Source organism: Alsobacter sp. (assembly GCF_059501845.1).
This window is the reverse complement of record NZ_JCACDK010000018.1, coordinates 147,558-172,736: the sequence shown is the minus strand read 5'-3', so window position 1 is coordinate 172,736 and position 25,179 is coordinate 147,558. Positions and strand designations below refer to the sequence as shown.

The 25,179-nt window shown below is 68.7% G+C and carries 24 protein-coding genes; 18 read left to right on the top strand and 6 right to left on the bottom strand.

The window, feature by feature from the left end; translation table 11 throughout:
• Position 1 precedes the first annotated feature (1 nt).
• On the bottom strand, positions 2–907 hold the full coding sequence (locus AC5JCN_RS15685) for a tagatose-bisphosphate aldolase (protein ID WP_495756016.1): 906 nt from the start codon (positions 905–907) through the stop codon (positions 2–4).
• A gap of 40 nt (positions 908–947) precedes the next feature.
• A complete protein-coding gene (locus AC5JCN_RS15680; RefSeq protein WP_495756015.1) occupies positions 948–1,988 on the bottom strand; it encodes a LacI family DNA-binding transcriptional regulator in 1,041 nt (346 codons plus the stop codon).
• A gap of 276 nt (positions 1,989–2,264) precedes the next feature.
• On the opposite strand from AC5JCN_RS15680, the gene AC5JCN_RS15675 reads away from it, so the two are divergent.
• The 9 genes from AC5JCN_RS15675 to AC5JCN_RS15635 all read left to right on the top strand — a co-directional run bounded on the left by AC5JCN_RS15675 (position 2,265) and on the right by AC5JCN_RS15635 (position 10,992).
• The gene (locus AC5JCN_RS15675; protein ID WP_495756014.1) at positions 2,265–3,536 is read left to right on the top strand and encodes a D-tagatose-bisphosphate aldolase, class II, non-catalytic subunit; all 1,272 of its coding nucleotides are present in this window, start codon (positions 2,265–2,267) and stop codon (positions 3,534–3,536) included.
• Between the two features lie 134 nt (positions 3,537–3,670).
• Entirely contained in the window at positions 3,671–4,648 is a 978-nt protein-coding gene (locus tag AC5JCN_RS15670; protein WP_495756013.1) for an ABC transporter substrate-binding protein, read from the top strand.
• A gap of 112 nt (positions 4,649–4,760) precedes the next feature.
• Positions 4,761–5,810 carry an ABC transporter permease subunit gene (locus AC5JCN_RS15665; protein ID WP_495756012.1) on the top strand — a complete coding sequence of 350 codons (1,050 nt, stop codon included), beginning with the start codon at positions 4,761–4,763 and terminating at the stop codon, positions 5,808–5,810.
• On the top strand, positions 5,803–6,552 hold the full coding sequence (locus AC5JCN_RS15660) for an ATP-binding cassette domain-containing protein (RefSeq protein WP_495756011.1): 750 nt from the start codon (positions 5,803–5,805) through the stop codon (positions 6,550–6,552). The genes AC5JCN_RS15665 and AC5JCN_RS15660 overlap by 8 nt, the downstream gene beginning before the upstream one ends.
• A 30-nt stretch (positions 6,553–6,582) precedes the next feature.
• Complete coding sequence (locus AC5JCN_RS15655; RefSeq protein WP_495756010.1) at positions 6,583–7,659, top strand: Gfo/Idh/MocA family protein; 1,077 nt, start codon at positions 6,583–6,585, stop codon at positions 7,657–7,659.
• Positions 7,660–8,490 carry a sugar phosphate isomerase/epimerase family protein gene (locus AC5JCN_RS15650; protein WP_495756009.1) on the top strand — a complete coding sequence of 277 codons (831 nt, stop codon included), beginning with the start codon at positions 7,660–7,662 and terminating at the stop codon, positions 8,488–8,490. It begins immediately after the preceding gene.
• A 7-nt stretch (positions 8,491–8,497) separates the two neighbouring features.
• Positions 8,498–9,313, top strand: a complete 816-nt coding sequence (locus AC5JCN_RS15645; RefSeq protein WP_495756008.1) for an alpha/beta fold hydrolase — start codon at positions 8,498–8,500, stop codon at positions 9,311–9,313.
• Positions 9,314–9,325: 12 nt separating this feature from the next.
• Positions 9,326–10,054: a ribulose-phosphate 3-epimerase gene (locus tag AC5JCN_RS15640; protein ID WP_495756007.1), complete on the top strand. Its 729-nt coding sequence runs from the start codon at positions 9,326–9,328 to the stop codon at positions 10,052–10,054.
• The gene (locus AC5JCN_RS15635) at positions 10,051–10,992 is read left to right on the top strand and encodes an ROK family protein (protein ID WP_495756006.1); all 942 of its coding nucleotides are present in this window, start codon (positions 10,051–10,053) and stop codon (positions 10,990–10,992) included. The genes AC5JCN_RS15640 and AC5JCN_RS15635 overlap by 4 nt, the downstream gene beginning before the upstream one ends.
• A gap of 173 nt (positions 10,993–11,165) precedes the next feature.
• Here AC5JCN_RS15635 and bchJ read toward each other — a convergent pair whose 3' ends face one another.
• The 4 genes from bchJ to AC5JCN_RS15615 form a co-directional block, all read right to left on the bottom strand.
• Positions 11,166–11,798 carry a bacteriochlorophyll 4-vinyl reductase gene (bchJ, locus tag AC5JCN_RS15630; RefSeq protein WP_495756005.1) on the bottom strand — a complete coding sequence of 211 codons (633 nt, stop codon included), beginning with the start codon at positions 11,796–11,798 and terminating at the stop codon, positions 11,166–11,168.
• Between the two features lie 3 nt (positions 11,799–11,801).
• Positions 11,802–13,448, bottom strand: a complete 1,647-nt coding sequence (gene bchE / locus AC5JCN_RS15625) for a magnesium-protoporphyrin IX monomethyl ester anaerobic oxidative cyclase (protein WP_495756004.1) — start codon at positions 13,446–13,448, stop codon at positions 11,802–11,804.
• Between the two features lie 138 nt (positions 13,449–13,586).
• On the bottom strand, positions 13,587–15,059 hold the full coding sequence (locus tag AC5JCN_RS15620) for a glycoside hydrolase 5 family protein (protein WP_495756003.1): 1,473 nt from the start codon (positions 15,057–15,059) through the stop codon (positions 13,587–13,589).
• A gap of 117 nt (positions 15,060–15,176) precedes the next feature.
• Positions 15,177–15,560 (bottom strand): response regulator, encoded by a 384-nt coding sequence (locus AC5JCN_RS15615; RefSeq protein ID WP_495756002.1) that lies wholly within the window; start codon positions 15,558–15,560, stop codon positions 15,177–15,179.
• Positions 15,561–15,916: 356 nt separating this feature from the next.
• On the opposite strand from AC5JCN_RS15615, the gene AC5JCN_RS15610 reads away from it, so the two are divergent.
• The 9 genes from AC5JCN_RS15610 (at position 15,917) to sucD (ending at position 25,095) form a co-directional block, all read left to right on the top strand.
• Positions 15,917–16,408 carry a thermonuclease family protein gene (locus tag AC5JCN_RS15610; RefSeq protein ID WP_495756001.1) on the top strand — a complete coding sequence of 164 codons (492 nt, stop codon included), beginning with the start codon at positions 15,917–15,919 and terminating at the stop codon, positions 16,406–16,408.
• A gap of 85 nt (positions 16,409–16,493) precedes the next feature.
• Complete coding sequence (locus AC5JCN_RS15605; RefSeq protein ID WP_495756000.1) at positions 16,494–17,534, top strand: phosphotransferase; 1,041 nt, start codon at positions 16,494–16,496, stop codon at positions 17,532–17,534.
• Positions 17,531–18,817: a phosphopyruvate hydratase gene (gene eno, locus AC5JCN_RS15600; protein ID WP_495755999.1), complete on the top strand. Its 1,287-nt coding sequence runs from the start codon at positions 17,531–17,533 to the stop codon at positions 18,815–18,817. Before AC5JCN_RS15605 ends, eno begins: the two co-directional genes overlap by 4 nt.
• 23 nt (positions 18,818–18,840) lie before the next feature.
• Entirely contained in the window at positions 18,841–19,473 is a 633-nt protein-coding gene (locus AC5JCN_RS15595) for a glutathione S-transferase family protein (RefSeq protein WP_495755998.1), read from the top strand.
• A gap of 197 nt (positions 19,474–19,670) precedes the next feature.
• Positions 19,671–20,855, top strand: coding sequence for a cell division protein ZapE (gene zapE, locus AC5JCN_RS15590; protein WP_495755997.1), 1,185 nt, complete (start codon positions 19,671–19,673; stop codon positions 20,853–20,855).
• A gap of 16 nt (positions 20,856–20,871) precedes the next feature.
• Entirely contained in the window at positions 20,872–21,483 is a 612-nt protein-coding gene (locus AC5JCN_RS15585) for a TetR/AcrR family transcriptional regulator (protein WP_495755996.1), read from the top strand.
• A 408-nt stretch (positions 21,484–21,891) separates the two neighbouring features.
• Positions 21,892–22,854: a malate dehydrogenase gene (mdh, locus tag AC5JCN_RS15580; RefSeq protein WP_495755995.1), complete on the top strand. Its 963-nt coding sequence runs from the start codon at positions 21,892–21,894 to the stop codon at positions 22,852–22,854.
• Between the two features lie 157 nt (positions 22,855–23,011).
• Positions 23,012–24,211, top strand: a complete 1,200-nt coding sequence (gene sucC / locus AC5JCN_RS15575) for an ADP-forming succinate--CoA ligase subunit beta (protein WP_495755994.1) — start codon at positions 23,012–23,014, stop codon at positions 24,209–24,211.
• On the top strand, positions 24,211–25,095 hold the full coding sequence (sucD, locus tag AC5JCN_RS15570) for a succinate--CoA ligase subunit alpha (protein WP_495755993.1): 885 nt from the start codon (positions 24,211–24,213) through the stop codon (positions 25,093–25,095). The genes sucC and sucD overlap by 1 nt, the downstream gene beginning before the upstream one ends.
• The last annotated feature ends 84 nt before the right edge of the window (positions 25,096–25,179 follow it).

The window sequence follows — 25,179 nt, the reverse complement described above, 5'->3', positions numbered from 1 at the left end:
GTCACGCCGCGAGTTGGCGCGGGTGCCTGTCGAGGATGGCCTGGATTTCCCGCAGCCGGGGAAGGGCCACCGTGGTCAGCTTCTCGCGCTGGACGGCACGGTCGAGGGAGATGCAGTCCTTCCACAGCGCCCGGCCGCCGATGACGCCGGAGGCGCCGTTTTCCATGGCCGCCCCGATCTGGCCGAGGAAGGTGGAATGATCGACGCCCGCCGAGAGGACGGCCCAGGGCACGCCGGCGGCGGCCTTCGTCACCGCCGCGCAGGCGGCGCCGGAGCCGGGCCAGGGCAGCTTCAGGACCTTCCCGCCCAGCGCCACGCATTGGCGCGTGCCCTCCTCGACGATGCCGGGAATGGCGGCGGCGTAGGCCTCCTTGCTTTCGCCGGGCAGGGCGTAGGTGAGGAACTCGACCACCAGCAGGAGATCCTCCGCCGCGAAGTCGGCGATGCAGCGGCGCAGGATGTCGATGTTGTGCTCGTCGGTGCCCGGCGCGTCCGGACGCAGGTACACCATGATCTTGCCGCCGGTGCCGCCGAGTTCACGCACGCGGCGCGCGGTGATCCCGGCCGAAAGGCGGGACAGCCGGTGGCCCTTGTCGTTCGAGTCGTAGCCGGATGCGTCGAGGCCGATGAGCAGCGCCACGTCGCGGGCCAGGACGCCCTCGTCCACCACTTTCGGAACGGCGCAGAGCGGGTCCAGCAGCACGCAGGAGGCGTTGTTGGCGAGGCAGGCGACGATGTCGCTCTTGGTCTCGCCCAGCATGGCGTCGGTGATCTTCGACCGCTCCTCGGGCGGTGCGAGGATCTCGCGCATGCCGCCGCGCTGGTCGCAGGCGATGGCCATGATGGTGCCGTTGGCGCCGCAGATCTGCTGGTAGCCGCGGCGTTCGGCTGTGGTGAGGCTGGCCATTGGCGGTGTTCCCGTTCGGCGTCTTTGAGAAAGGTGAAACTCAGGCGGATTCGCGCATCATCAGCTTCGCCTCGAGGCGCTGCTGGAGCGGGGGCAGCGGTCCCGCCTCGTCGTCGCCCGGCTCGCCGACACGGGCGAGCAGGGTCTCGGTGGCGAGCGTGCCCAGGCGGTCGAAGTCCTGCGCGACGGTGGTCAGCGGCGGGCAGGTGTAGCGGCTCAGCGGGTGGTCGTCGTGCCCCGCCACGCGCAATGTGCAGCCGGGCTCGCGGCCGACGCGCAGGCCGCGGTTGAAGGCCGCCGACATCACGCCGAAGGCGAGCCGGTCATTGGCGCAGAGCACGGTGCTCGTCGGGAAGCCCGGCCCGTCGAGGACGCGCAGCGTCTCCCGATAGCCGATCTCCTCGAAGCTCCAGTCCCTGTCGTGCCCGAGGGAGACGAAGCGCGGCTCTAGCCCGAGGCGGGTCATGGCGGCCGCATAGGCCTCGTGCCTGTCATGGCCGTTGTGGTTGACGTAGGGCATGTCGAAGAAGGTGGGCGGCGTCCCGGTTCGCACGAGATAGTCGACCATCAGCCCGACGCTCTGGGCATGGTCGGTGCCGACGAAGGCCGTTTCCTCGTCGAGGCGCGAATCCATGAAGACGATGGGGATGCGGTCCTGCAGCGAGCGGATCAGGTCGAGGTCGGAGTCGAAGCCGAGCGGGGCGACGATGGCGCCGGCGATCTTCAGCGACAGCAGCGTCTCGATGGCGCGCGCCTCCAGCTGCCGGTCGCCATGCGAGCTCAGCACGATGGCGAGGTAGCCGGCCCGGATGCATCGCGTCTCGATGTGGCGGACGAGCTCGGCGTAGAACGGGTCGGTGGTGTGCGGGACGATGACGCCGATGATGCGCGGGCGCCGCCGGTTGAGGTTCATGGCGAAGAGGTTGGGGCGGTAGTCCCATTCCTTCAGCGCCTCCTCGATGCGGTTGCGCGTGGTCTTGCGGACGCTGCCGGGGTCGTTGAAATACTTCGAGACCGTGGGACGCGAGAGCCCGCTTGCGCTGGCGAACTCGTCCATCGTCCTGATCTTGCGCTCGGACATCGACCACCTTCGCCGGATACGGCCGGCAATCCTCCCCAAGGGCGGCGCGGTGCGTTGGGGCACCCTCGCCTGAACTTCCAAAGGTTCGGCGCGGCCGGGCGCGAAGTCAACAAATTTTCCGCGCGTAAACTTTCGCGTTGACACGAACGAAGCGCGTTCCTAGCCTCGGGTCGAGAACGAGCGATGGCCAGGGAGCCGTCCCGGAGCGCGGGGAGGAACGACAGTGACGGGCCGCAGCCGCAGCCTCCGCCGGCCTCGCCATTCGCGTGTGGCCCCATGAGCGCCTCCCTGCTTCGCAGTCTCTCCGTGCCGGGCCCGTCGGGCCGGCGCCGCGGCCTTGCCTCCGTCTGTTCCGCACATCCGATGGTCCTCGAAGCTGCCCTGCGCCATGCGAAACGGCGGGGCGCGCCGGTGCTGATCGAGGCGACCTGCAACCAGGTGAACCAGGACGGTGGCTATACCGGCCAGACGCCGGCCGGCTTCCGCGACTTCGTCCGCGACCTCGCGGCCGAGTGCGGGCTCGACCCCGCGTCCCTCATCCTCGGGGGCGACCATCTCGGCCCCAATCCCTGGACCGGACTGCCCGCCGACGCCGCGATAGCGAAGGCCGAGGTCCTGGTGGCGGACTTCGCCGCCGCCGGCTACGCCAAGATTCATCTCGACGCCAGCATGCGCTGTGCCGACGACCCGCCCGTGCTGGACGACGGCATCGTCGCGGCCCGCGCCGCCCGTCTCGCCGCGGCTGCCGAGGCCGCTGCCGCGCGCTCGGGCCACGCTCCGCCCGTCTACGTCATCGGGACAGAGGTCCCGGTGCCGGGCGGCGCGACGGATGCGGCGCACCACCTGGTCGTGACGACGCCCGAGGCCGCAGAGAACACGCTCGCGGTGCACGAGGCAGCTTTCCGTGGCGAGGGCCTCGGCGAGGCCTTCGGCCGGGTGATCGCCCTCGTCGTGCAGCCCGGAGTCGAGTTCGGCAATGCCAGCGTCGACGTTTACGACCCGGAGAAGGCGGCGCGTCTCTCGGCCATGCTGGACCGCCATCCCGGACTGGTCTTCGAGGCCCATTCGACCGACTACCAGCCCGCGGCCGCCCTGGCCGGGCTGGTGCGGGACGGCTTCGCCATCCTCAAGGTCGGGCCCTGGCTCACCTTCGCGCTGCGCGAGGCGCTCTACGGGCTGGACGCCATCGCCGCCGTTCTCGTGCCGGGGCACGCCTCCCTGAGAGAGGCGATGGAGAAGGTCCTGCTGTCCCGTCCCGACGCCTGGAGCGGCCATGTCCATGGCACCCCGGATCAACAGGCGGTGCTGCGCCACTACGGCTACAGCGACCGTATCCGCTACGTCTGGCCGGATCCGGCAGCGGGGCAGGCCGTCGCGGGATTGATGCGCGCGCTGGACGGCGTCGCCATCCCGCAGCCGCTCATCGGCCAGTTCCTCGCGCCGGTCTGGGAGGAGGTGGTCGCCGGCCGCCTTGCCCCCGAGCCGCGCGCCCTGCTTCTCGCCTCCGTCGAGCGTGTTCTCGACCGCTATGCGGAGGCGATATCATGAGCATCGAGCCGCGCACCGCGGAGAAAGGAGAGGGGCGACGCTGAAACGAGGCGCGGGGCCCCGGTGCCGCGCGCCTGTCCGGACCGAACAATCAATCGGCGCGCGACAGACGCGCGCCAACAGGAGGGAACGACATGAAGAAGCTGTTCACGACCGTAGCGGCCGCCGCCATCGGCGCCGCCGCCATCCTGGGCGCGAGCGCCGCTAGCGCCCAGAACAAGACCATCGCCCTGATCCCGGGCCTGACGACGGACGCCTTCTACATCACCATGCGCAAGGGCGCCGAGGCCGCGGCCAAGGCCGTCGGCGCGGAAGTAATGTTCCAGGGTGCGCCCGAGTTCAACCCGGTGCAGCAGGTGCCGGTGCTCGACGCCGTCATCGCCAAGAAGCCCGACGCGATCCTGATCGCCCCCACCGACAAGGTGCAGCTCGTCGAGCCGCTGAAGAAGGCTGCCGAGGCCGGCATCCCGGTCATCACGGTCGACACCTTCATCGGAACGGGCGTCTACCAGACGGGCTCCGGCAATGCCGACTTCCCGCTCTCCTACGTCGCCTCCGACAACATCCTCGGCGGCAAGCTGGCCGCCATCGCGCTCGCCAAGTCGATCGGCGAGAAGGGCAAGGTCTACGTCTCCAACGTCAAGCCCGGCATCTCGACGACCGACCAGCGCGAGCAGGGCTTCAAGGACGCGATGAAGGCCTATCCCGGCATCACCGTGCTCGACACGCAGTTCAACGACAACGACGCCAACAAAGCCGCCTCGCAGCTGCAGTCGGTCTATGCCCGTAATCCCGACCTCGCAGGCGTCTTCGGCGCCAACCTGTTCTCCGCTCTCGGCGCCGCCAACGGCGTCAAGCAGGCAGGCCAGACCGGCAAGGTGCGGGTCGTCGCCTTCGACGCGCCGACCTCGATCGTCGACAACCTCAAGACCGGCCTGGTCGACCTCGCGATCGCCCAGCACCCGGCCGAGATCGGCTATTTCGGCGTCATGGCGGCCTATGCCCACCTGACCGGAAACTCGATCCCGAGCGCCATCGGCACGGGCTTCACGGTCATGGACAAGACCAACATCGACAAGCCCGAGATCGCCAAGTTCGTCTACCAGAACTGAGGATGATCGCCCGCGCGACCTCCCCTCTCGCGCGGGCCGCGGGCGCGGCGGACCTCTTTCCGCCGCGCCCCACCCTGCCCGCCATCCCCGGACCCGCATCGCGAGCCGCTCCATGACCGCTCCGCCTCTCGACACGACCCGGCACACGGCGACGCCGGACGCCTCGCGCGGCAAGGCCGTGCTCGCCTTCATCGCAGGGGCCCGGGCCTGGCTGTTCCTCGCGCTCCTGCTGGTGTTCTTCGAGGTCTGGGCCCGCACCGCCTTCGGGGCGACCTTCGTCTTCTCGACCTTCAACCTCCAGTCGGTATCGATCTTCGCAGTGGCGCCGCTGCTGCTGGCGCTGGGCCAGACCTTCGTCATCATCTCCGGCGGTATCGACCTGTCGGTCGGCTTCACCATGGGGCTGGCCGCCGTCATCGCCGCACACGGCGCCAACACGGCCGCCCTCTACATGCCGGCGCCGCTCGCCATGCTGGTCGGCATCGGGGCGGGCATCTCCGTCGCGCTGGTGCCGGGGCTGGTCAACGGCCTGCTGATCTCGCGGCTCAAGGTGCCGCCCTTCATCGGCACGCTCGGCATGTTCGGCGTCTGCCGCGGCGCCGCCTTCCTGCTCGCCGGCGGCACCACGGTGCCGGTCTCGAACGAATGGTTCGCCGCACTCGGCAACGGGCGGCTGCTCGGCTTCCCCATCGTGGTGCTGATCACCGCGGTGATCGTGCTCGTCATCCATTACATGCTGTCGCAGACCCGCTTCGGCCAGCACACCTATGCCATCGGAGCGAGCCGAACGGCCGCCGCGAGGGCCGGCATTGACCTCGGAAGCCACACGCTGAAGCTCTACCTGCTGTCGGCGGTGTGCGCCGGCATCGGCGGCGTGCTCTATGCGGCGCGGTTCACGGCCGGCGCGGCGCAGGCGGGCGAGCCGCTGCTGCTCGACTCCATCGCGGCCGTCGTCATCGGCGGCGCCAGCCTCTTCGGCGGCTCGGGGACGATCCTCGGGACGGTCGCGGGCTCGCTCGTCATCGCGGTCATCCAGTACGGTCTCGTCTTCATCAATGTCGAGCCGTTCTGGCAGTTCGTCGCCGTCGGCGTCGTCATCATCATCTCGGTGCTCGTCGACCAGAGCCAGCGCCGCCTCACGGGGGAGCGCAGCAATGACTGAAGCGGGAACCCCGATCCTGGAGGCGCGCAGTGTCTCCAAGCGCTTCGGCGGCGTGCAGGCCCTCGAAGCCGTGTCGATGCAGGTCCATGCCGGCGAGGTGGTGGCGCTCGCAGGCGACAACGGTGCCGGCAAGTCGACGCTGATCAAGACGATCTCGGGCGTCTACCAGCCCGACGAGGGGGAACTGCGCTTTGGCGGCGACCCCGTCCGCTTCAGCACGCCCCACGAAGCGCGGGACATGGGGATCGAGACGATCTACCAGGACCTCGCTTTGGCCGACAATCTGCCGATCGGCGCCAACATCTTTCTCGGCCGCGAACCCGTGCGGAAGGCATTCGGCTTCCTGCCCGTCCTCGACCGGCAGAAGATGGCGGAGGCGGCCCGCCAGACCATGGCACGGCTCGACTTCCACGTGACCCGCCTCGACGCGCCGGTGAGCAACTTCTCCGGCGGCCAGCGGCAGGCCGTGGCCATCGGCCGGGCGCTTTACTGGGACGCCAAGCTGCTGATCATGGACGAGCCGACCGCAGCCCTCGGCGTCCCCGAGCAGCGCAAGGTGATCGCGCTCATCCACGCGCTCAAGGCGCAGGGGCGCGGCGTCATCTTCATCTCGCACAATCTCGGCGACATCTTCGCCGTGTCCGACCGCATCGTCGTGCTGAGGCGCGGCATCCTCGCCGGCGAACGCCGCATCGCCGACACGAATCCGGACGAGATCGTGCGGCTGATGGTGGGCGGCTAGCGCCGCCTGCCGTCGCGAACGGAGATATCGGTGCCCAAGAAAGAAGACCGCCTCCTCCGCGTGGGCGTGCTGGGCTGCGGGCCCATCGCGCAGGCCGCGCATTTCGAGAGCTGCACAAAGGCGCGCAATGCCGAGCTCTACGCCATCTGCGACGTCGCGGACGATTTGCGCGAGCGCATGGCCTGGACGCATGCTCCGCGAAAGAGCTTCGCGGACTATGACGCGATGCTCGCCGACCCCGACCTCGAGGCGGTGATCGTCGCGACATCCGATGCCTTCCACGTCCCCGCCGCCCTGCGCGCGCTGCAGGCCGGCAAGCACGTGCTCTGCGAGAAGCCGCTCGGGGTCACGGTCGAGGAAGTGGAGGGGCTGCGGGCCGCGGTCAGCAGTTCCGGCAAAGTGCTCCAGGTCGGCCACATGAAGCGCTTCGACGCCGGGCTGCAGGCCGCAAAGGCCTTCATCGACGGCGAGATGGGCGAGCTGCTCGCGCTGAAGGCGTGGTACTGCGACAGCACCCATCGCTATCCGATGACCGATGCCGTCCAGCCGCTGATGGTGACGAGCGCCAAGGCGAAGAAGCCGGCCGGGAACCCCAAGGCGGACCTGCGCACATACTTCATGCTCGCGCATGGCTGCCACCTGATCGATACCGCGCGCTATTTCGGGGGCGACATCGTCGAGGTCGAGGCGCGGCTGCGCGAGCGCTTCGGCGCCTATTGCTGGTTCGTCGACGTGGCCTTCGCCTCCGGTGCGCTGGGCCACCTCGACCTCACCATCGCGGTGCGCATGGACTGGCACGAGGGCTTCCAGATCTACGGCCAGAACGGCAGCGTGCTCGGGAAGACCTACAATCCCTGGTATTATAAGACGAGCGACGTCGACATCTTCCACGAGAAGGACGCCACCACCCGCCGGGTGCTGGGCGCCGACGGGCACTTCTACCGCCGCCAGGTCGAAGGCTTCGCCGACGTGATCCTGAAAGGCGCGCCCATGGAAGGCGCGGGCGTGGAGGACGGCATCGCCTCGGTGCGGGCCATGGTGGCGGTCGCCGAGTCGGCACGCACCGGCAAGCCGGTCAGGCTCGCCGACGTGAGCGGAGGGCTCTGAATGCAGCCCGGAATCTTCGCCAAGACCTTCGAGGGATCGGACGCCGCCACCGTTCTGGCCGCCGCGCGGGATGCGGGCTATGCGACGGTGCAGTTCAACATGGCCTGCCTCGGCCTGCCCTCCATGCCCGACGAGGTCCCGCCGGACCTGGCCGCGAGCGTTGCGGCAGCCGCGGCCGCGACGGGCGTGTCGATCGCCGCCGTCTCCGGCACCTACAACATGATCCACCCCGATCCCGCCGCTCGTGCCGCGGGTCTGCGCCGGCTGGAGGCCATCGCCGGCGCCTGTGCCGCGATGGGGACGAGGCTGGTCACGCTCTGCACGGGCACGCGGGATGCCGACGACCAGTGGCGCGCCCACCCCGACAACCAGACACCGGAAGCCTGGCGCGACCTTCTCGTGGAGATGGAAAAGGCGGTCGGCATCGCGGACCGCCACGGCCTCGAACTCGGCGTCGAGCCAGAGCTCGCCAATGTCGTCGACAGCGCCCCCGCGGCCCGCCGCCTGATCGATGAGCTCCGCTCGCCCCGCATCCGGATCGTGCTCGACCCCGCCAATTTGTTCGAGGTGGCGGGCGTGGAGGAACGGCGCCGCCTCGTCGAGGAAGCCGTCGGTCTCCTCGGCGATCGGATCGCGATGGCGCACGCCAAGGACCGCGCGCCCGACGGCGGCTTCGCGACGGCGGGCAAGGGCGTCGTCGACTTTCCTCACTTCGTCGGCCGCCTCCGTCAGGCGGGCTTCGACGGCCCGCTCGTCACGCACGGCCTGTCGGCGGCCGAAGCGCCCGAAGTCGCCGCCTATCTGCGCGGCCTGCTGGCCGGCCGGGCCTGAGCGCGCCATGGATGAGAACGAACACGTCTTCGATCGACATGGCGTCTATCTGCGTCTGGTGGACAGCGGCACGACGGAACCACCCTTCATCTTCCAGCACGGGCTGTGCGGCAGCGAGGAGCAGATCGCGGAGGTGTTCCCGCCGACGCTCCCGCGCCGTCGGCTGACGCTGGAATGCCGGGGGCATGGCGGATCGGAGCCGGGTGACCCGTCCGCCTTCTCCATCGCCACCTTCGCGGGCGACATCGCCGCGGCGGCGGCGTGGCGCGGGGTCGACAGCGCCGTCGTCGGCGGTATCTCGATGGGGGCGGCGATCGCGCTGCGCCTCGCGGTGACACGGCCCGAGCTGGTGAAGGCGCTCGTTCTCGCCCGGCCCGCCTGGGTGACGGAGGCCGCACCCGATTCGCTGGCACCGAACGCCGTGGTGGGCGAGCTTCTGTCCAACTACCCGCCGGAGCAGGCGAGGGCGATGTTCCACGCCGCGCCGCTGCGGGAAAGGCTGGCCCGCGAGGCGCCCGATAATCTCGCCTCGCTGGAATCGTTCTTCTCGCGCGAACCGTTGACCGTGACGGCTGCGCTGCTGAGGGCGATCTCGGCCGATGGCCCCGGCGTCACGCCGGACGAGGTCGCGGCCATCTCCGTGCCGACCCTCGTCATCGGCCACGAGCGCGACGTCATCCACCCGCTGGCCCACGCACGCGCGCTCGCCGGCATGATCCCGGGCGCGCGCCTCGTCGAGATCACGCCCAAGGCGCTCGACAAGGCGCGTTACCTGCAGGAGTTCCGCGCCGCGCTCCTCGCCTTCCTCGATACGATCGACTGACCGGAGACCCAGATGACCCGAACCGCGCGCGAGAGACTGGACCAGCTGCCCGAAAGCCGGCTGCTTTGCGAGTTCTCGCTGTGGTCGGCCGACCTGATCCGGCTGGCGGACGACGTGGCGCGCATCGAGGGCCATGCAGACGTGCTGCATGTCGACGTCGCCGACGGACATTTCGCCCCCGCCTTCCTGTTCTTCCCCGATCAGGTCGCGCGGGTGCGGTCGGTCACCGACATGCCGATCCATGTGCACCTGATGGTGGCCGACGGCATCCTGCTCTCCCAGATCGAGCAGTTTGCCGAGGCGGGAGCCGACGTCATCAGCGCCCATGTCGAGAACGCCGCGGTGCTGCCGCAGGCGCTCGACCTGCTCGATCGGCTCGGCGTCCCTGCCGGGCTGGTGCTGCGGGTGGAGACGCCGGTGGCACAGGCGGGCCCGTGGCTGGATCGCCTTCGCTTCCTGACGCTTCTCGGCACGGCCATCGGGGTCAAGGGGCAGGGGCTCGCCGCCGAGGCGCCCGGCCGGATCGAAGATGCGCGCAGGCTGATCGCGGGATCCGCGCGTCCCGGGCGCATCGTCCTCGCTGCCGACGGCGGCATCCGCGAGAACACCGTGCCGGTGCTGCGGGCCGCCGGGGCGGAGACGGTGGTGATGGGCTCGCTCGCCTTCGGTGCGCCCGATCTCGGCGCCCGGATCGCCTGGGCGCGCGGCCTCCCGGGCCCCGCGGGAGCCGCCGCCCGGTGAAGCACGCCGTCGGCATCGACCTCGGCGGCACGGAGCTCCGCGTCGGCGTCGTCGCCGGGGATGGCAGCGTTCTGGCCAGGGAGACAACCCCGACCGACGTCGCCGCCGGATCCGCTGCGGCCGTGAGAACCATGGCGGAGATGGTGCGGTCGGTCGCGACCGGCGCAGCGCCCGTGGCCATCGGCCTGTGCGCGCCCGGGCCGCTGGACGCGGAGCGCGGCGTGCTGCTGACGCCGCCGACGCTGCCGGGGTGGGACGGTGCCGCGCTCACCGGCCCGCTGGCCGAGCTTACCGGGCTTCCCGTGACGCTCGACAATGACGGCCACGCGGCGGCCTATGGCGAATGGCGGCACGGTGCGGGCCGGGGCATGGACGACTTCGTCTACATCACCGTGAGTACTGGTATCGGCGGCGGGGTGGTGAGCGGAGGGCGCCTGCTGCGCGGACGCCTGGGCCTCGCGGGGCATGTCGGGCACATGACCGTCTCCGACACGTCCGAGCCCTGCGCGTGCGGCAACCGCGGCTGCTGGGAGGCGCTGGCTTCCGGCACTGCGCTGGGGCGCGCCGCCCGGGCGGCCCTGCGGGAGCGGTCCGGCTCCCTGATCGCCGCCTGTGCAGGGACGGCACCCGTCACCGCCCGCCATGTCGGGCAGGCAGCCGCACAGGGCGACGCGCTGGCCCAGCAGTTGCTCCACGCCGAGGCGCGCTGGCTGGGCATCGGCATCGTGAACCTGCTGCACCTGTTCTCGCCGCGGCGCGTCGTCGTCGGCGGAGGGGTCTCGGCCCTTTTCGATCTGCTGGAGCCCGGGATCCGGGAAGTCATCCAGAAGCGCGCGCTACCCCACTTCCGGGCGGTTGACCTCGCCCGCGCGGAGCTGGGCGACGCCGCCGGCATGGTGGGCGCCGCATGCCTCGCCCTCGACTCCGCAGGCCCGTGATCCCTCCGTGCCGTCCGGAACCGGGCCGGTGGCGGGACGTTGCCGCGTCAAGGCAATCCGCCACATGCCCTGCACGGAGCGCAGCCATGGATCACAGCATCATCGGAATCGTTCTGTTCCTCTGGATCGTCGCCGCACCGACGATCGGCTTCGCGTTCCTCCGCTGAGGCCGTTCACGACAGCCTCACCTCGAAGCGGCAAGCCGTCCCTCCCGCCGCCTGGCACTCGACTTCCCTGACATCTGCCCTCGAAGAGACGATGGCCCGGAACAGCGCCTGGAAGGTTTCCGCGTAGAAGGCGCATGCCGGGCCGTCGCACCTGACGCCCCGTGCCACCGGGCCGCCCTCGATGACGAGTGTCGTCACCGGGCCTGTCCGGTAGCTGAAGCGCCCGGCGCCGGCGAACGTCCAGCTGTGCTTGCTGATCGCCTTCAGAAGAAGAGCGAGCGCCAACCGGGGCGGCAGAAGGCGCAGCACCGCCTGGGCCTGCCGTGGGATGCGGTTCGCAAGGAGGTATGCCGCCGTGCGACGTCCGGCATCGCGGCCGGCAGCCTGGGCAGCCTCGTAGCCTAGCTCGTCGAGAACCGCACGGTGAAGCCGCGCGCCGTCCTCGTCGGGGATCATGGCCTCGGGCGGCGCGAGCACGTGCCGCATCAGACCCGCGCGCCGGAACACGGCGTTGCGCACCGCCGCGCCCTGCAGCGTCACCAGCGCCTCGTCCATCCGCGTGATCGCGTTGGGGCCGATCAGGCCCTGGGTGACGGCCGGCGCAAGGCCGGCATTGACCGCCGTGCCAGAAGCCGACATGGCTCACGGCTTCCGCGGACCGCCCCGGGTGAAGGCGACGCGCGGTCCGGTGGGCGCCGGCGCGGCAACCTCCTCCATCTGCTGCCGTCCGCCGCCGCAGGCCATGGCCTCGGCCGCCGCCTGGCCCTTCTTCTTGCGGTTGTGCGTCGTCTGCCACTCCACCTGCTCGTCGGGCGCGCGCTGGCGGGTCGGGTCGAAGCGGAACTCGACCTTCTTGCGCGATTGCGGGCCCCAGTAGTCGACCTTGCCGAGGTCGTAGAACTTGCGCTCGAAGCCGGCCTTCAGGAACGCCTTGAGGCAGCCCAGCAGGTAGCGTCGCCGGGCGCCGGTGCCCGACCAGGGATAGGAGAACAGCGCCTTCTTCATGTAGAAGCGGCGGTAGTTGTTCATCACGCGGTCGAGGAGTTCGCCGCGGTCCATCGCCTCGGGGCGAATGATCGGCGTGACGAAGTTGTACTTCTCGTAGTCGAAGATCTCGACCTTGTCGCCGAGCTCCTTGAACAGGTCGGAGAACGGCCACGGCGTGTACATCGCCCAGTTGGCGAGGTCCGGCTTCCACTCGCAGGCCATGCGATAGGTTTCTTCCAGCGTCTCGGCGGTCTCGTTCTCCAGGCCGACGATGAACTGCGCCTCGACCACCATGCCGGCTTCGCGCAGGAGGCGGATGGCCTTGCGGTTCTGGTCGATGGTCGTTTCCTTGTTGAAGAGATCGAGTTTCATCTGGGCAGCCGCTTCGGTGCCCAGCGAGACATGCAGGAGCCCCGCCTTGCGGTAGAGCGGCAGCAGTTCCTCGTCGCGCAGGATGTCGGTGACCCGGGTGTTGATGCCCCACTCGATGCCGAGGTCGCGGCGGATCAGCTCTTCGCAAAAGGCCACGAACTTCTTGCGGTTGATGGTGGGCTCCTCGTCCGCGAGGATGAAGAAGCCGACATTGTGCTCCTTCACCAGCGTCTCGATCTCGTCGACGACGCTCTTGGGATCGCGGATGCGGTAGTCGCGCCAGAATTTCCACTGGCTGCAGAAGCTGCAGGTAAACGGGCAGCCGCGCGCCATGTTGGGGATCGCGACGCGCTTGCCCAGCGGGATGTACATGTACTTGTCCCACTGGAGCACGCTCCAGTCGGGCTTCAGCGCATCGATGTTCTTCACGGTCGGGGCTGCGGCGGTGGCCACCACCTTGCCGGCCTCCAGATAGGCGAGGCCCTTGATCGACTGGCGATCGCTCTCCCAGCGCCCATCCTCGATTGCGCGGATGAGATCGACGATGATCTCCTCGCCTTCGCCGCGGACGATGACGTCGATCCAGGGAGCCTCGGGCAGCACCTGGTTGTACATGAAAGTGGCGTGCACCCCGCCCAGCACGGTGATCGCCTTCGGGCAGACCTGCCGCGCGATCTCCAGTACACGCTCTGCCTTGTAGATGGAGGGCGTGATGGCCGTGGTGCCGATGACGTCCGGCTGGGCCTCGCGGATCAACTCGCGCAGGCGGTCGTCGGGGATGTCGTTGGTCATCGCGTCGTAGAAGAGGACGTCGGTGTAGCCCGCCTCCTTCAGCGCCCCCGTGGGGTAGGCGACCCATGCCGGCGGCCAGTTGCCGGCGATTTCGGCGCCGCCCGAATGATAATTGGGGTGCACGAACAGGATGCGCATGGCCGCTTCCTCCGGGAGAGTGTCAACATAGAGTGACACTCCGTTCGTCATCCCCAATTGACGTGGATCAAAGGCGGAGCGAGTTGCGCAAAGTCCGAACTGCCGCGCTGCTCGGCTGCGAGCCGCCCGGTCTGCGGATCATCGTGTCCGCTTCACGGCGATGGCGAGGTCTCTGCCCACGGGGATTTCCGGGAAGAGGAGGCGCCCCGAATGTGCGTGAGCCTCCACAAGGCCGCACTCCCGTCCCTGATGGGTGTCCCAGAGGGTGGCGATGAATGCGCCGTCGTGCAAACCCGGAACCTCGATTGCCGCCATAAGGGGCGCCGCATCCTCCCTTAAGCGCCGGTCAAGCCCGACGCTGTCCTTGCGGACCGCCCACAGCACCGCCTGCTCACCGTCCCCGCATCCGACCAGGCGGAGCGCCGGGTGGGAGGCCGTCAGCCCCTCTGCAAGCGGGGTGCGCCGGAAGCGAGGCCAGTCGATCAGCGGCAGGAAATCCGAGAGTGCCTTCTGTGCCCGGCGCATCCCCAGCGTCAGCACATGCGGCTTCCGGTTGGGCCAACGCATGCCTCCGCCCGCGCCGCCCGCAGCGAGGTGAGCCCACTGCATGTGACGGAAGTACTCGTCGTCGAAGCGCTCCGGCAGCGTCTTCTTGCGGTCCTTGAAGGTGTGGATCGGTCCATGCTCGGTGTCGAGGAAGGGCCGGACTTGGGCCGTTTCCGCGATCGCGCCGGCGACGATCCGGGCCATGGCGAGGGCCGGCGCGACCGTGTCGCGCGGGTCGTCGATGGTGCCCTGCTCATAGATGTGCAGCGTCGCAAAATCCAGGCAGGGATGCCGGAAGATCGGCTCGGCCAAGGGCATGTGCGGGCGCCAGACGAGTTCCGGCCCGAAGAGTGACACGGTCTGCGGGTGCGTGCGGCCGTAAAGCTCTTCCTCCAGGCTCCGGACGTGGACCGACAGGTCCTCGATGAACTCCATGAAGGCATCGGCGCTGTCACCGCCCTGGGCGGGGTGGATCTCGTTCCACAAGTCCCAGGCGAAGAGCGCCCCGCTCCCGCCCCACCGGCGCACCGCGAAGGAGAGGCGCGCCTTGATCGCCGCACGGGTGGAAGAGCACAGGAGCAGGCGGGACGGGTGATCCAGCGGGCCGCCATGCGCCGCGTTGTAGGGGTGGTGGCGCCAGTGCAGCCAGGTCCAGAACGTATCGAACGGTGTGAGCAGGATGCGCATCCCGGTGCGCTCGCACAGGGCGAACAGATCGTCCCACAGCTGCACCATGGCGGGCGGGAAGGCACCGGCAGGACGCTCGATGTAGCGGTGGCGGACCTGTGCGTATTCCAGCATCAGCCGGATGCATGTGACGCCTGACGCCACGAGCGCGCGCAGATGGGCTTCCACGCCGGCGAGATCGCGGCGGCGGAAAAGTCCCTGCAGCTCGGGCCATGTGATGGCGTCGTTGTGCCCGACAGGCGTCCACGGGGTGCCGTCGTCGACGACGAAATAGGGTGCAGCGGAGGCTACTCCGACCCAGGAGAGCCTGCCGGACTCATCCGGTCTTGCCGCGTCCCGATCCCATGACGGTCCGGGCGCGGCCACGTCCTCGAGCATACGATTCGCCCCCTGTCACCACCATGCGCCCCGGCACGCGGCCGCGGCGATCCGACCAACGCCGATCGGATGGTACAGGGTCCAGAGTTCCCGGCCGGAGATGCCGGCCATGCAAACTCAGCGGCCTACGATCGAATCGATCTGGGCCTTGAGCGTGTGAACGGTGAAGGGCTTGACGAGGTAGCTGCTCGCCTTGGCTGATCTCGCTGTATCCGCGTATTCCGGCTTCTCGGCAGCCGTGACGAGCATGAACGGCGTGCGGGAGAGCCTGTCGTCGGAGCGCACGGTGCGCAGCAGGTCCAGCCCGCTCATCGGCTCCATGTTCCAGTCGGATATGACGAGTCCATAGCTGCGCTTGCGCATCAGGGCAACGGCTTCCTGGCCGTCGGGAGCTTCGTCGACATTCTCGAAGCCGAGCTGCTTCAGCAAATTGCGGAGAATACGCCGCATCGTGGAGTAGTCGTCCACGACGAGGATCGGGGTTGCCAGATCGACTGCCAAGTGGACCTCCGGAGAGTCATGGCCGACGTCATACGCCGGGCTTGATGTCTGCACTGAGTATTCACGATCAACGCTTGTATTTCCGTAAATGGATACTGACGCGTGTATCCTTGACGTTTTACGTATCTTGGCTTGTTGCGCGCCTCTTCGTTTCTTCGGTAATGCAGGCTGATCTGTTTCGTGTGCGTTTTTCGGGAGAAAAATCTCGTAACTCGCCGTTCCACAGTCCTGGGGTGGCCAAAACGGCCTGAAAGCGCAATACGCGCGACAATCAGTATTCAGGTTGTGCAATCTAAAGCTTATACATCTTTATCACACTCGTTTGCCGTGTAGCGCCCTCTGGGTTAGCACGGTGCATGACCATCCGAATCCCGCTCTGCGTCGCCCTTCTCCTGGTCTTCATTCCCACGCCGATTTTGGCCGGGCCCGCCCACGTAATCGGCCGCGCTTCGGTGATCGACGGCGACACGATCGAGATCCGGGGCGAACGCATCCGCCTGACCGGGATCGACGCGCCGGAAAGCTCGCAGAGTTGCACCAGCGGGTCCGGGATATCCTGGCCGTGTGGCCGGCGCGCGGCCTTCGCCCTCGCCGACCTCGTCGGAGCGGCCCCGGTGGAATGCGAGCAGATCGACCGCGACCGCTACGGACGCATGGTCGCCATCTGCGTGCGCGACGACGGCACGGATCTCTCGCGCTGGATGGTGCAGGAGGGCTACGCGATCGCATTCAGGCGCTACAGCACCGCCTATGTCGCCGAGGAAGGCGAGGCGAGGGCGAGCCGGAAAGGGCTATGGGCGGGCGAGTTCATGGACCCGTCCGAGTATCGTCGGCGCAAGGTCCCCTGACCCTGGGAGCCGCCTCAACGGCGGCGGGCCCCGGCCACCTTGTCACCCGTCCGCGCGCGTGCACATCCTGCGGCCGGAGACGCCGATGCCGCACGACGCCACAGAGGATGCCGACCACGACGGCCTCGCGGACCGTCTGCGAACGCTGGGCCTTCTGGCCGAAGGCGAAGACCTGCGTGCCGAGCCGCTGACAGGCGGCGTCTCCTCCGACATCCTCCGTATCCGCACCGGGCGCGGGACCTTCGTCGTCAAGCAGGCGCTCGCCAAGCTGCGCGTGGCGGCCGACTGGCGTGCCCCGGTCGAGCGGAACGTCTACGAGGTGGCCTGGCTGCGCGAAGCCGGCAGGGCCGTGCCCGGATGCGTCCCGGCGATCCTCGCCGACGACCCCGCGGCCGGACTGTTCGCGATGGAGTACCTCGACCCCGCCGACCATCCGGTCTGGAAGGCCGAACTGCTGGCCGGGCACGCCGAGCCGGACTTTGCCGGCCGCGTCGGCCGAACGCTCGCCGGAATCCACGCGGCGACCGCCGGCCGAGAGGACGTGCGGGACCGCTTTGCCACCGACGCGATCTTCCATGCCATCCGGCTCGAACCCTATCTCGAAGCGACGGCAGCCCGGCATTCCGGCGTTGCCGATGCGCTCATGGGACTCTCGCGCGACACGCTGGCGCGCAAGGTCGCGCTGGTGCATGGCGACGTGTCGCCGAAGAACCTCCTGCACGGCCCCGGCGGGCCGGTCTTCCTTGACGCGGAGTGCGCTTGGTACGGCGACCCCGCCTTCGACATCGCCTTCTGCGCCAACCACCTGCTCCTGAAATGCCTGGCCCGGCCAGACAGGGCCGATGCGTTCCTTGCCTGCTTCGACGCGCTGGTCTCGGCCTACCTGGCGGGCGTGGACTGGGAACACAACGCCGAGGTGGAGAGCCGCGCCGCGCGGCTGCTGCCGGCCCTGTTCCTGGCGCGCGTCGACGGCAAGTCGCCGGTCGAGTACATCACGAGCGATGGCCAGCGCGATCTCGTCCGCGCCACGGCACTTCCCCTGATCGCCGCGCCCCCGGCCCGCCTCGCCAGCATCCGCGCAAGGTGGTCGGACGCTCTCGCCTCCCACACCAGGACCAGTCCATGACCCGCACGCTGATCGAGACCGTCCGTGCCCGCCGTGTCTGGGACTCGCGGGGACGGCCCACGCTCGAGGCGGAGGTCGTGCTGTCCGGCGGCGCGGTGGGCCGGGCGATCGCGCCGGCGGGCGCTTCGACGGGATCGGGCGAGGCACTCGACCTGCGAGACGGAGGCGATGCGTTCGGCGGGCTCGACGTGCGCCGTGCGGCGGCGGCCGTCGATGGCGAGATCGCTATAGCGCTGCGCGGCATGGACGTGCTCAGGCAGGACGAGATCGACGCCGCGCTGGTGGATCTCGACGGCACGCCGGGCAAGACGCGGCTGGGCGGCAATGCCCTGATCGCCACGTCGATGGCCGTGCTGCACGCAGCCGCGGCCGCCCAGGGCGTGCCGCTCTGGCATCATCTCGCGGGTGAACGGCGTGTGCGGATCCCGCTGCCGGAGATCCAGATCTTCGGCGGCGGGGCCCATGCGGCGCGGCGCGTCGACGTGCAGGACTTCATGGTGGTCTGTCCCTCGGCCGGCAGCTTCGCCGAGGCGCTGGACCGCACCGCAGAGGTCTACCGGGCGGCCGGCAAGATCCTGGCCGAGCGCGGCTTGCTGCAGGGCGTGGCGGATGAGGGCGGGTTCTGGCCCGCCTTCGCCTCCAGCGAGGAGGCGCTGGACACGCTGGTCGCGGCCATCGAGCGGGCCGGTTACCGGCCCGGCGAGGAGGTCGCCATCTCGCTGGACATCGCGGCTTCCGAATTCGGCCGGGGTGGGCTCTACAGGCTGGCGCGCGACGGCCGGGAGCTGGACACGGGCGGGATGATCGACCTGCTGGGCACGTGGATCGCGCGCTACCCCATCGTCTCGATCGAGGATCCGCTGGCGGAGGACGACGCGGACGGCTTCCGCGCCTTCACCGCCGCCCATGGCGGGACGGTGCAGGTGATCGGCGATGATTTCCTCGTCACGGATGCTGGCCGCGTGCGGCAGGCCGCGGCGGACGGGGACTGCACGGCCGTGCTCGTCAAGCCCAACCAGGCCGGCACGATCACCGAGACGCGTGCGGCGCTGGAGGCCGGGCAGGCAGCGGGCTTCGGCACCATCGTCTCCGCCCGGTCGGGCGAGACAGAGGACGTGACCATCGCGCATCTCGCTGTGGGCTGGGACCCCGGGCAGTTCAAGGTGGGCTCGATCACGCGCGGCGAGCGCACTGCCAAGTGGAACGAAATGCTACGCATCGAGGAGGCGCTGGGTGGCCGGGGCGAGTTCGCCGGTGGCGCGGCGCTGGTCTACAACCGATGAGCTCCAACCTGCGGGATACGCACATGGCCGAATATCGCCTGCATTGCTTCGGACAGTCCGGCAACTCCTACAAGGTGGCGCTCTTCCTGCAGCTCGCAGGGCTCGACTGGGAGCCGGTCTATGTCGACTTCTTCGTCGGCAAGCAGACCCGCACGGATGCGTTCCGGTCGGAGCTGAACGAGATGGGCGAGGCGCCCGTCCTGGAGCACGGCGGACATCGTCGCTCGCAGTCCGGCGCCATCCTGCAATGGCTGGCGGACACGACCGGCCATTTCGCCGGGCAAGGCGAGGAGCGCTACGAGGCGCTGCGCTGGATCATGTTCGACAACCACAAGTTCACGAGCTACTTCGCCACGCTCCGTTTTCTGCTCAACTTCGCCAAGACCGGCGAGACACCCGTCACCGAATTCCTGCGCGGGCGCGCGCAGTCGGCGAACGCCATCGTCGAGAAGCGGCTGTCGCAGTCGCCATTCCTGGTGGGTGCCAGCCCGACGATCGCCGACCTCTCCCTCGCCGGCTATGTCTTCTATGACGAGCCGACCGGCATCGACTGGAGCGGCTACAAGGCGATTTCCGCCTGGAAGGAGCGCATCGCCGCCCTGCCGAACTGGAAGGGTCCTTACGACCTGATGCCCGGCCCGCGCGTCCCCGTCTGAGGACCTGGGCAACGAGAAGCTCCCCCGTTGCCGATGCGGCTTTGCGAGGAGCACAGCGACGAAGCCATCCAGGACTACGCGCGGGAACCACTCTGGCGGTCCCGGCTTGGGCCTGTGCTGCCTGTCGTTCCTCTTGACCCGACCTTCACGGAATTGCGAGAGGCTGCCTCTGCCTGATCCGCATTCCGGGGTTCGCCTTGCCGCATTCCAGCCAGACCGTCGAGGGCCGCTACAGGGCGCTCCTCTCCGCCGGACTGATCGACCCCGACCCCGCGCAGGCCGCCGTCGTCCGCAAACTCGACGCGCTGCGCACGGCGCTCGCCGAGAAGGCGCTGGCACGCAAGGGCCGGGCACTCGGCTGGCTTTTCGGCCGCAAGGCGCCGGTGGCGGTGCCGCGCGGGCTTTACATCCGGGGCTCCGTCGGGCGCGGCAAGACCATGCTGATGGACCTCTTCTTCGAGACCCTGCCGGTTCCCGACAAGAGGCGGGCCCATTTCCTCGGCTTCATGGCCGATGTGCACGACCGCATCCACGCCTTCCGCCAGCAGGTGAAGCGGGGCGAGGTGAAGGACACCGATCCCATTCCGAGCGTCGCTGCCGCGCTGGCGGACCAGGCATCGGTGCTTTGCTTTGACGAGTTCACCGTCACCGACATCGCCGACGCCATGATCCTGGGGCGCCTCTTCTCGGCGCTGTTCGCGGACGGCGTGACGGTGGTGGCCACCTCCAATGTCGAGCCGTCGCGGCTCTACGAGGGAGGCCTGAACCGGGCGCTGTTCCTGCCCTTCGTCGAGCTCATCCAGGAAAAGATGGAGGTGCTGCAGCTCGATGCTCGCACGGATTACCGGCTCGAGAAGCTGGCGGGGGCCAATGTCTGGCACGTGCCGCCCGGTCCCGAGTCCCGCGCCGCACTGAACGCCGCCTTCCGCAGCCTGGCCCGGGGCATGCCACCGCAAAGGGAGGTGCTCTCCGTGAAGGGGAGGGAGGTCGAGGTGCCGCTCGCAGCGGGCGACGTGGCGCGCTTCACCTTTGCCGACCTGTGCGAGAGGCCGCTGGGCGGGTCCGACTACCTCGCCGTCGCGGCGCGCTACAGGACCGTGCTGATCGACGGGATCCCGGTCATGGGCGTGGAGAAGCGCAACGAGGCAAAGCGCTTCATCACCCTCGTCGATGCGCTCTACGACGCGCATGTGAAACTGGTGGCGACGGCCGAGGCCGAGCCGGACGGGCTCTACACGGCCGAGGACGGGCGGGAGGCCTTCGAGTTTGCGCGCACGGCCTCCCGCTTGATCGAGATGCGCTCGCAGGAGTATCTGGCTCTGCCACACGGGCGCGGCGATTCCCGCGCTTCAGGCGACACGACGGGGATCGTCGAGACCTGAGAACGGGGGGAGCGCCATGCCGCAGTCGGGCTCCTCCCACGCCTCGGTCGATGCGCGCATCCTCGCCGTGGCGACCGAGCATCTGCGCCGCTTCGGAGCCTCCCGGACCACTGTCACCGGCATCGCCCAGGAAGCGGGGATGACGCATGCCAATGTCTACCGCTACTTCCCCTCCAAGACGGCACTCGCGGATGCCGTCACGGCCGCCTGGCTGAAGCCGCTGGAGCTGCTGCTCGCCGACGTCGCGGATGCGCCGGACCCGGCCGACGACAAGCTCGAGCGCATGCTGACGGCGCTCGCGGGGGCCCAGCGCGACCGGCTGGAGGCCGACCCCTACCTCTTCGATGTCTTTGCCGACGCCATGCAGGAGGGCCGGGGCGTGGCGCGCAAGCACAGGGCGCGCGTGCGCACGCTGCTGGACAGGGTGGTCGAGGAAGGGATCGGGTCGGCCGTCTTCACGGTGCGGCGGCGCGATCGCGCGGTGACGCTGATCCTCGACCTCGTGCATCGTTTCGTGACCCCCGCCTCCGTCCTCGCCGACCGGGAGGTGCCGCGCCGGACCCTGGAGGAGCGGCTGTCGCTGACCCTGGCGGCGGTCCGGCGGGCGCTGAAATCAGGTATCGCCTGAGCGCCGGGAACAGGCAAGACAGCGGTTGTCGAGACACGCCGGAAATGGCTGGGCCGGCCGTCCAGGCGAAAACCTTTCGCTCACCACGGCCTGAAAAAGCCATGACAAATGACAGATAGTGTTTTTTGTCACGGACACGTTTCAGTGACTGATTGTAAGCTCGCTGCACCGCCTCTAAGTTCCAACGCTTTGGCCTAATTGATAAATTTCCTGTCCGTCGTATTCTTTTCGCCGTTTCAGCCGCGTCCAAAACCGCTCCGGCTTAGCCTTTCCGACGACTTGAAGCGTTCACGGATTTGGGTCTAAGCCGTTCTCCCGCAATGCAGCGGAGGGGATGTCTGCCTTTCCCGCTGGTCGACGCCCACCGAGGTCGAACCGACCCGTCCAAGTCCGAAGGGAACCCAGCCCATGGCGCGCAAGAAGATCGCACTGATCGGTGCAGGTCAGATCGGCGGCACTCTCGCCCACCTCGCCGGCCTGAAGGAGCTGGGCGACGTCGTCCTCTTCGACATCGCCGAGGGTGTCCCGCAGGGCAAGGGCCTCGACATCGCCGAATCCTCCCCCGTGTCGGGCTTCGACACGCATTATTCCGGCACGCAGTCCTACGAGGCGATCGCCGGGGCCGACGTTGTCATCGTGACCGCCGGCGTGCCACGCAAGCCCGGCATGAGCCGCGACGACCTGCTCGGCATCAACCTGAAGGTCATGGAGGCGGTCGGCGCCGGCCTGAAGGCCCACGCTCCCGACGCCTTCGTCATCTGCATCACCAACCCGCTCGACGCGATGGTGTGGGCGCTGCAGAAGGCTTCCGGCCTGCCTGCCAACAAGGTGATCGGCATGGCCGGCGTGCTCGACAGCGCGCGCTTCCGCTACTTCCTCGCCGAGGAGCTGAAGGTCTCGGTGCGCGACGTGCACGCGATGACCTTGGGCGGCCATGGCGACGACATGGTGCCGCTGGTGCGCCACTCCTCGGTCGGCGGCGTCCCGCTGCCCGAGCTCGTCGCCTCCGGCTGGCTCACCCAGGAAAAGCTCGACTCCATCGTCGAGCGAACCCGCAAGGGCGGCGGCGAGATCGTCGCGCTGCTGAAGACGGGCTCGGCCTTCTATGCCCCGGCGGCGTCCGCCATCTCGATGGCGGAGAGCTACCTCAAGGACCAGAAGCGGATCCTGCCCTGTGCCGCGCACCTCACGGGGCAGTACGGGGTGAAGGACCTCTATGTCGGCGTCCCCGTCGTGATCGGCGAGAACGGCGTCGAGCGCATCGTCGAGATCGCCTTCAACGATGCCGAGAAGGCCATGTTCGCGAAGTCCGTCGAGGCCGTGCAGGGCCTTGTCGAGGCCTGCAAGCAGATCAACCCGGCGTTCGCGTGATCGTCGTTCCGGGGGCGCCGCAGCGCGGAATGGTGCGGCGCAGACCCGGGACCCAGGCCCTCGCGGCCCTGAAACGTCCACCTGCCGCGATGGCGGTCCTGGATCCCGGCTCTCCGCTGCGCTGCGGCCGGGATGACAGCGAAAGAGGAACCGTTCGATGAACATCCACGAATACCAGGGCAAGGCGGTCCTCAAGGAGTTCGGCGTGCCCGTCTCCAACGGCCGTGCCGTGTTCAAGGCCGATGAGGCCGAGGCGGCGGCAAAGGAGCTCGGCGGTCCGCTCTGGGTGGTGAAGTCACAGATCCACGCCGGCGGGCGCGGCAAGGGCAAGTTCAAGGAGGCCGAGGCCGGCGAGAAGGGCGGCGTCCGCCTCGCCAGGACGATCGACGAGGTCAAGGCCTTCGTCGGCGAGATGCTCGGCCGGACGCTGGTGACGATCCAGACCGGCCCGGCCGGCAAGCAGGTCAACCGGCTCTACATCGAGGACGGCTCAGACATCGAGAAGGAGTTCTACCTCTCGATGCTGGTCGACCGCGTCACCTCGCGCGTCGCCTTCGTCGTCTCGACCGAGGGCGGCATGAACATCGAGGACGTGGCCCACGACACGCCCGAGAAGATCGTCACCTTCTCCGTCGATCCCGCCACGGGGGTGATGCCGCATCACGGCCGCCGCGTGGCGCAGGTGCTGGGCCTCACCGGCGACCTCGCCAAGCAGGCCGAGAAGCTCGTCGGTCAGCTCTATACGGCGTTCACCGCCAAGGACATGAGCCTCCTCGAGATCAACCCGCTGATCGTCACCACCGACGGAAAGCTGCGCTGCCTCGACGCGAAGGTCTCCTTCGACTCCAACGCGCTCTACCGCCATCCCGACATCGTCGCCCTGCGCGATGAGACCGAGGAGGACGCCAAGGAGATCGAGGCTTCGAAGTACGACCTCAACTACATCACGCTCGACGGCACGATCGGCTGCATGGTCAACGGCGCCGGCCTCGCCATGGCGACGATGGACATCATCAAGCTCTACGGCGAGAGCCCGGCGAACTTCCTCGATGTCGGCGGCGGCGCCAGCAAGGAGAAGGTGACGGCGGCGTTCAAGATCATCACCGCCGACCCGAACGTGAAGGGCATCCTCATCAACATCTTCGGCGGCATCATGCGCTGCGACGTCATCGCCGAGGGCGTCATCGCCGCGGTGAAGGATGTCGGCCTGCAGGTGCCGCTGGTGGTGCGCCTCGAAGGCACCAATGTCGAGCTCGGCAAGAAGATCATCGCCGACTCCGGCCTCAACGTGATCTCCGCCGACGATCTCGACGACGCCGCGCAGAAGATCGTCAAGGCCGTGAAGGAGGCCAACTGATGTCCGTCCTCATCGACGCCAACACCAAGGTCATCTGCCAGGGCTTCACCGGCAAGAACGGCACCTTCCATTCCGAGCAGGCCATCGCCTACGGCACGAAAATGGTCGGCGGCACCTCTCCCGGGAAGGGCGGTTCGGTGCATCTCGGCCTGCCCGTCTTCGACACGGTCGAGGAAGCGCGCGAGAAGACGGGGGCCGACGCCTCCGTCATCTACGTGCCGCCGGCCGGCGCCGCGGATGCAATCTGCGAGGCGATCCAGGCCGACATCCCGCTCATCGTGTGCATCACCGAGGGCATTCCGGTCACCGACATGATCAAGGTGAAGCGGGCGCTCTCCGGCTCGAAGTCGCGCCTCATCGGGCCGAACTGCCCGGGCGTGATGACGGCGGGCGAGTGCAAGATCGGCATCATGCCCGGCAACATCTTCAAGAAGGGCTCCGTCGGCATTGTGTCACGGTCGGGAACGCTTACCTACGAAGCGGTCTTCCAGACGACCCGCGAGGGCCTCGGCCAGACGACGGCCGTGGGCATCGGCGGCGACCCGGTGAAGGGCACCGAGTTCATCGAGGTGCTGGAAATGTTCCTGGCCGACCCAGAGACCAAGTCGATCGTGATGATCGGCGAGATCGGCGGCTCGGCCGAGGAGGACGCGGCGCAGTTCCTCGCCGACGAGGCGAAGCGCGGGCGCAGGAAGCCGACTGTCGGCTTCATCGCCGGCCGCACGGCTCCTCCCGGACGCCGCATGGGCCATGCCGGCGCCATCATCTCCGGTGGAAAGGGCGGGGCCGAGGACAAGATCGCAGCCATGGAAGCCGCGGGCATCCGCGTCTCCCCCTCGCCCGCGCGGCTCGGCAAGACGCTCGTCGAGGTGCTGAAGGGCTAAGCCAATCCCCGTCATCCCCGGCGGTATCCACAGCGGGCCTCCGCCTCGGCGGCTTCGCCGCCCAGTCCGGGGATGACGTTTCCC

Excerpts from the sequence above, each read along its gene's own strand:
- AC5JCN_RS15685 (WP_495756016.1), bottom strand. The coding sequence starts at position 907 with ATGGCCAGCCTCACCACAGCCGAACGCCGCGGCTACCAGCAGATCTGC.
- AC5JCN_RS15680 (WP_495756015.1), bottom strand. The coding sequence starts at position 1,988 with ATGTCCGAGCGCAAGATCAGGACGATGGACGAGTTCGCCAGCGCAAGC.
- AC5JCN_RS15675 (WP_495756014.1), top strand. The coding sequence starts at position 2,265 with ATGAGCGCCTCCCTGCTTCGCAGTCTCTCCGTGCCGGGCCCGTCGGGC.
- AC5JCN_RS15670 (WP_495756013.1), top strand. The coding sequence starts at position 3,671 with ATGAAGAAGCTGTTCACGACCGTAGCGGCCGCCGCCATCGGCGCCGCC.
- AC5JCN_RS15665 (WP_495756012.1), top strand. The coding sequence starts at position 4,761 with ATGACCGCTCCGCCTCTCGACACGACCCGGCACACGGCGACGCCGGAC.
- AC5JCN_RS15660 (WP_495756011.1), top strand. The coding sequence starts at position 5,803 with ATGACTGAAGCGGGAACCCCGATCCTGGAGGCGCGCAGTGTCTCCAAG.
- AC5JCN_RS15650 (WP_495756009.1), top strand. The coding sequence starts at position 7,660 with ATGCAGCCCGGAATCTTCGCCAAGACCTTCGAGGGATCGGACGCCGCC.
- AC5JCN_RS15645 (WP_495756008.1), top strand. The coding sequence starts at position 8,498 with ATGGATGAGAACGAACACGTCTTCGATCGACATGGCGTCTATCTGCGT.
- AC5JCN_RS15640 (WP_495756007.1), top strand. The coding sequence starts at position 9,326 with ATGACCCGAACCGCGCGCGAGAGACTGGACCAGCTGCCCGAAAGCCGG.
- bchJ (WP_495756005.1), bottom strand. The coding sequence starts at position 11,798 with ATGTCGGCTTCTGGCACGGCGGTCAATGCCGGCCTTGCGCCGGCCGTC.
- bchE (WP_495756004.1), bottom strand. The coding sequence starts at position 13,448 with ATGCGCATCCTGTTCGTGCACCCCAATTATCATTCGGGCGGCGCCGAA.
- AC5JCN_RS15620 (WP_495756003.1), bottom strand. The coding sequence starts at position 15,059 with ATGCTCGAGGACGTGGCCGCGCCCGGACCGTCATGGGATCGGGACGCG.
- AC5JCN_RS15610 (WP_495756001.1), top strand. The coding sequence starts at position 15,917 with ATGACCATCCGAATCCCGCTCTGCGTCGCCCTTCTCCTGGTCTTCATT.
- AC5JCN_RS15605 (WP_495756000.1), top strand. The coding sequence starts at position 16,494 with ATGCCGCACGACGCCACAGAGGATGCCGACCACGACGGCCTCGCGGAC.
- eno (WP_495755999.1), top strand. The coding sequence starts at position 17,531 with ATGACCCGCACGCTGATCGAGACCGTCCGTGCCCGCCGTGTCTGGGAC.
- AC5JCN_RS15595 (WP_495755998.1), top strand. The coding sequence starts at position 18,841 with ATGGCCGAATATCGCCTGCATTGCTTCGGACAGTCCGGCAACTCCTAC.
- AC5JCN_RS15585 (WP_495755996.1), top strand. The coding sequence starts at position 20,872 with ATGCCGCAGTCGGGCTCCTCCCACGCCTCGGTCGATGCGCGCATCCTC.
- mdh (WP_495755995.1), top strand. The coding sequence starts at position 21,892 with ATGGCGCGCAAGAAGATCGCACTGATCGGTGCAGGTCAGATCGGCGGC.
- sucC (WP_495755994.1), top strand. The coding sequence starts at position 23,012 with ATGAACATCCACGAATACCAGGGCAAGGCGGTCCTCAAGGAGTTCGGC.
- sucD (WP_495755993.1), top strand. The coding sequence starts at position 24,211 with ATGTCCGTCCTCATCGACGCCAACACCAAGGTCATCTGCCAGGGCTTC.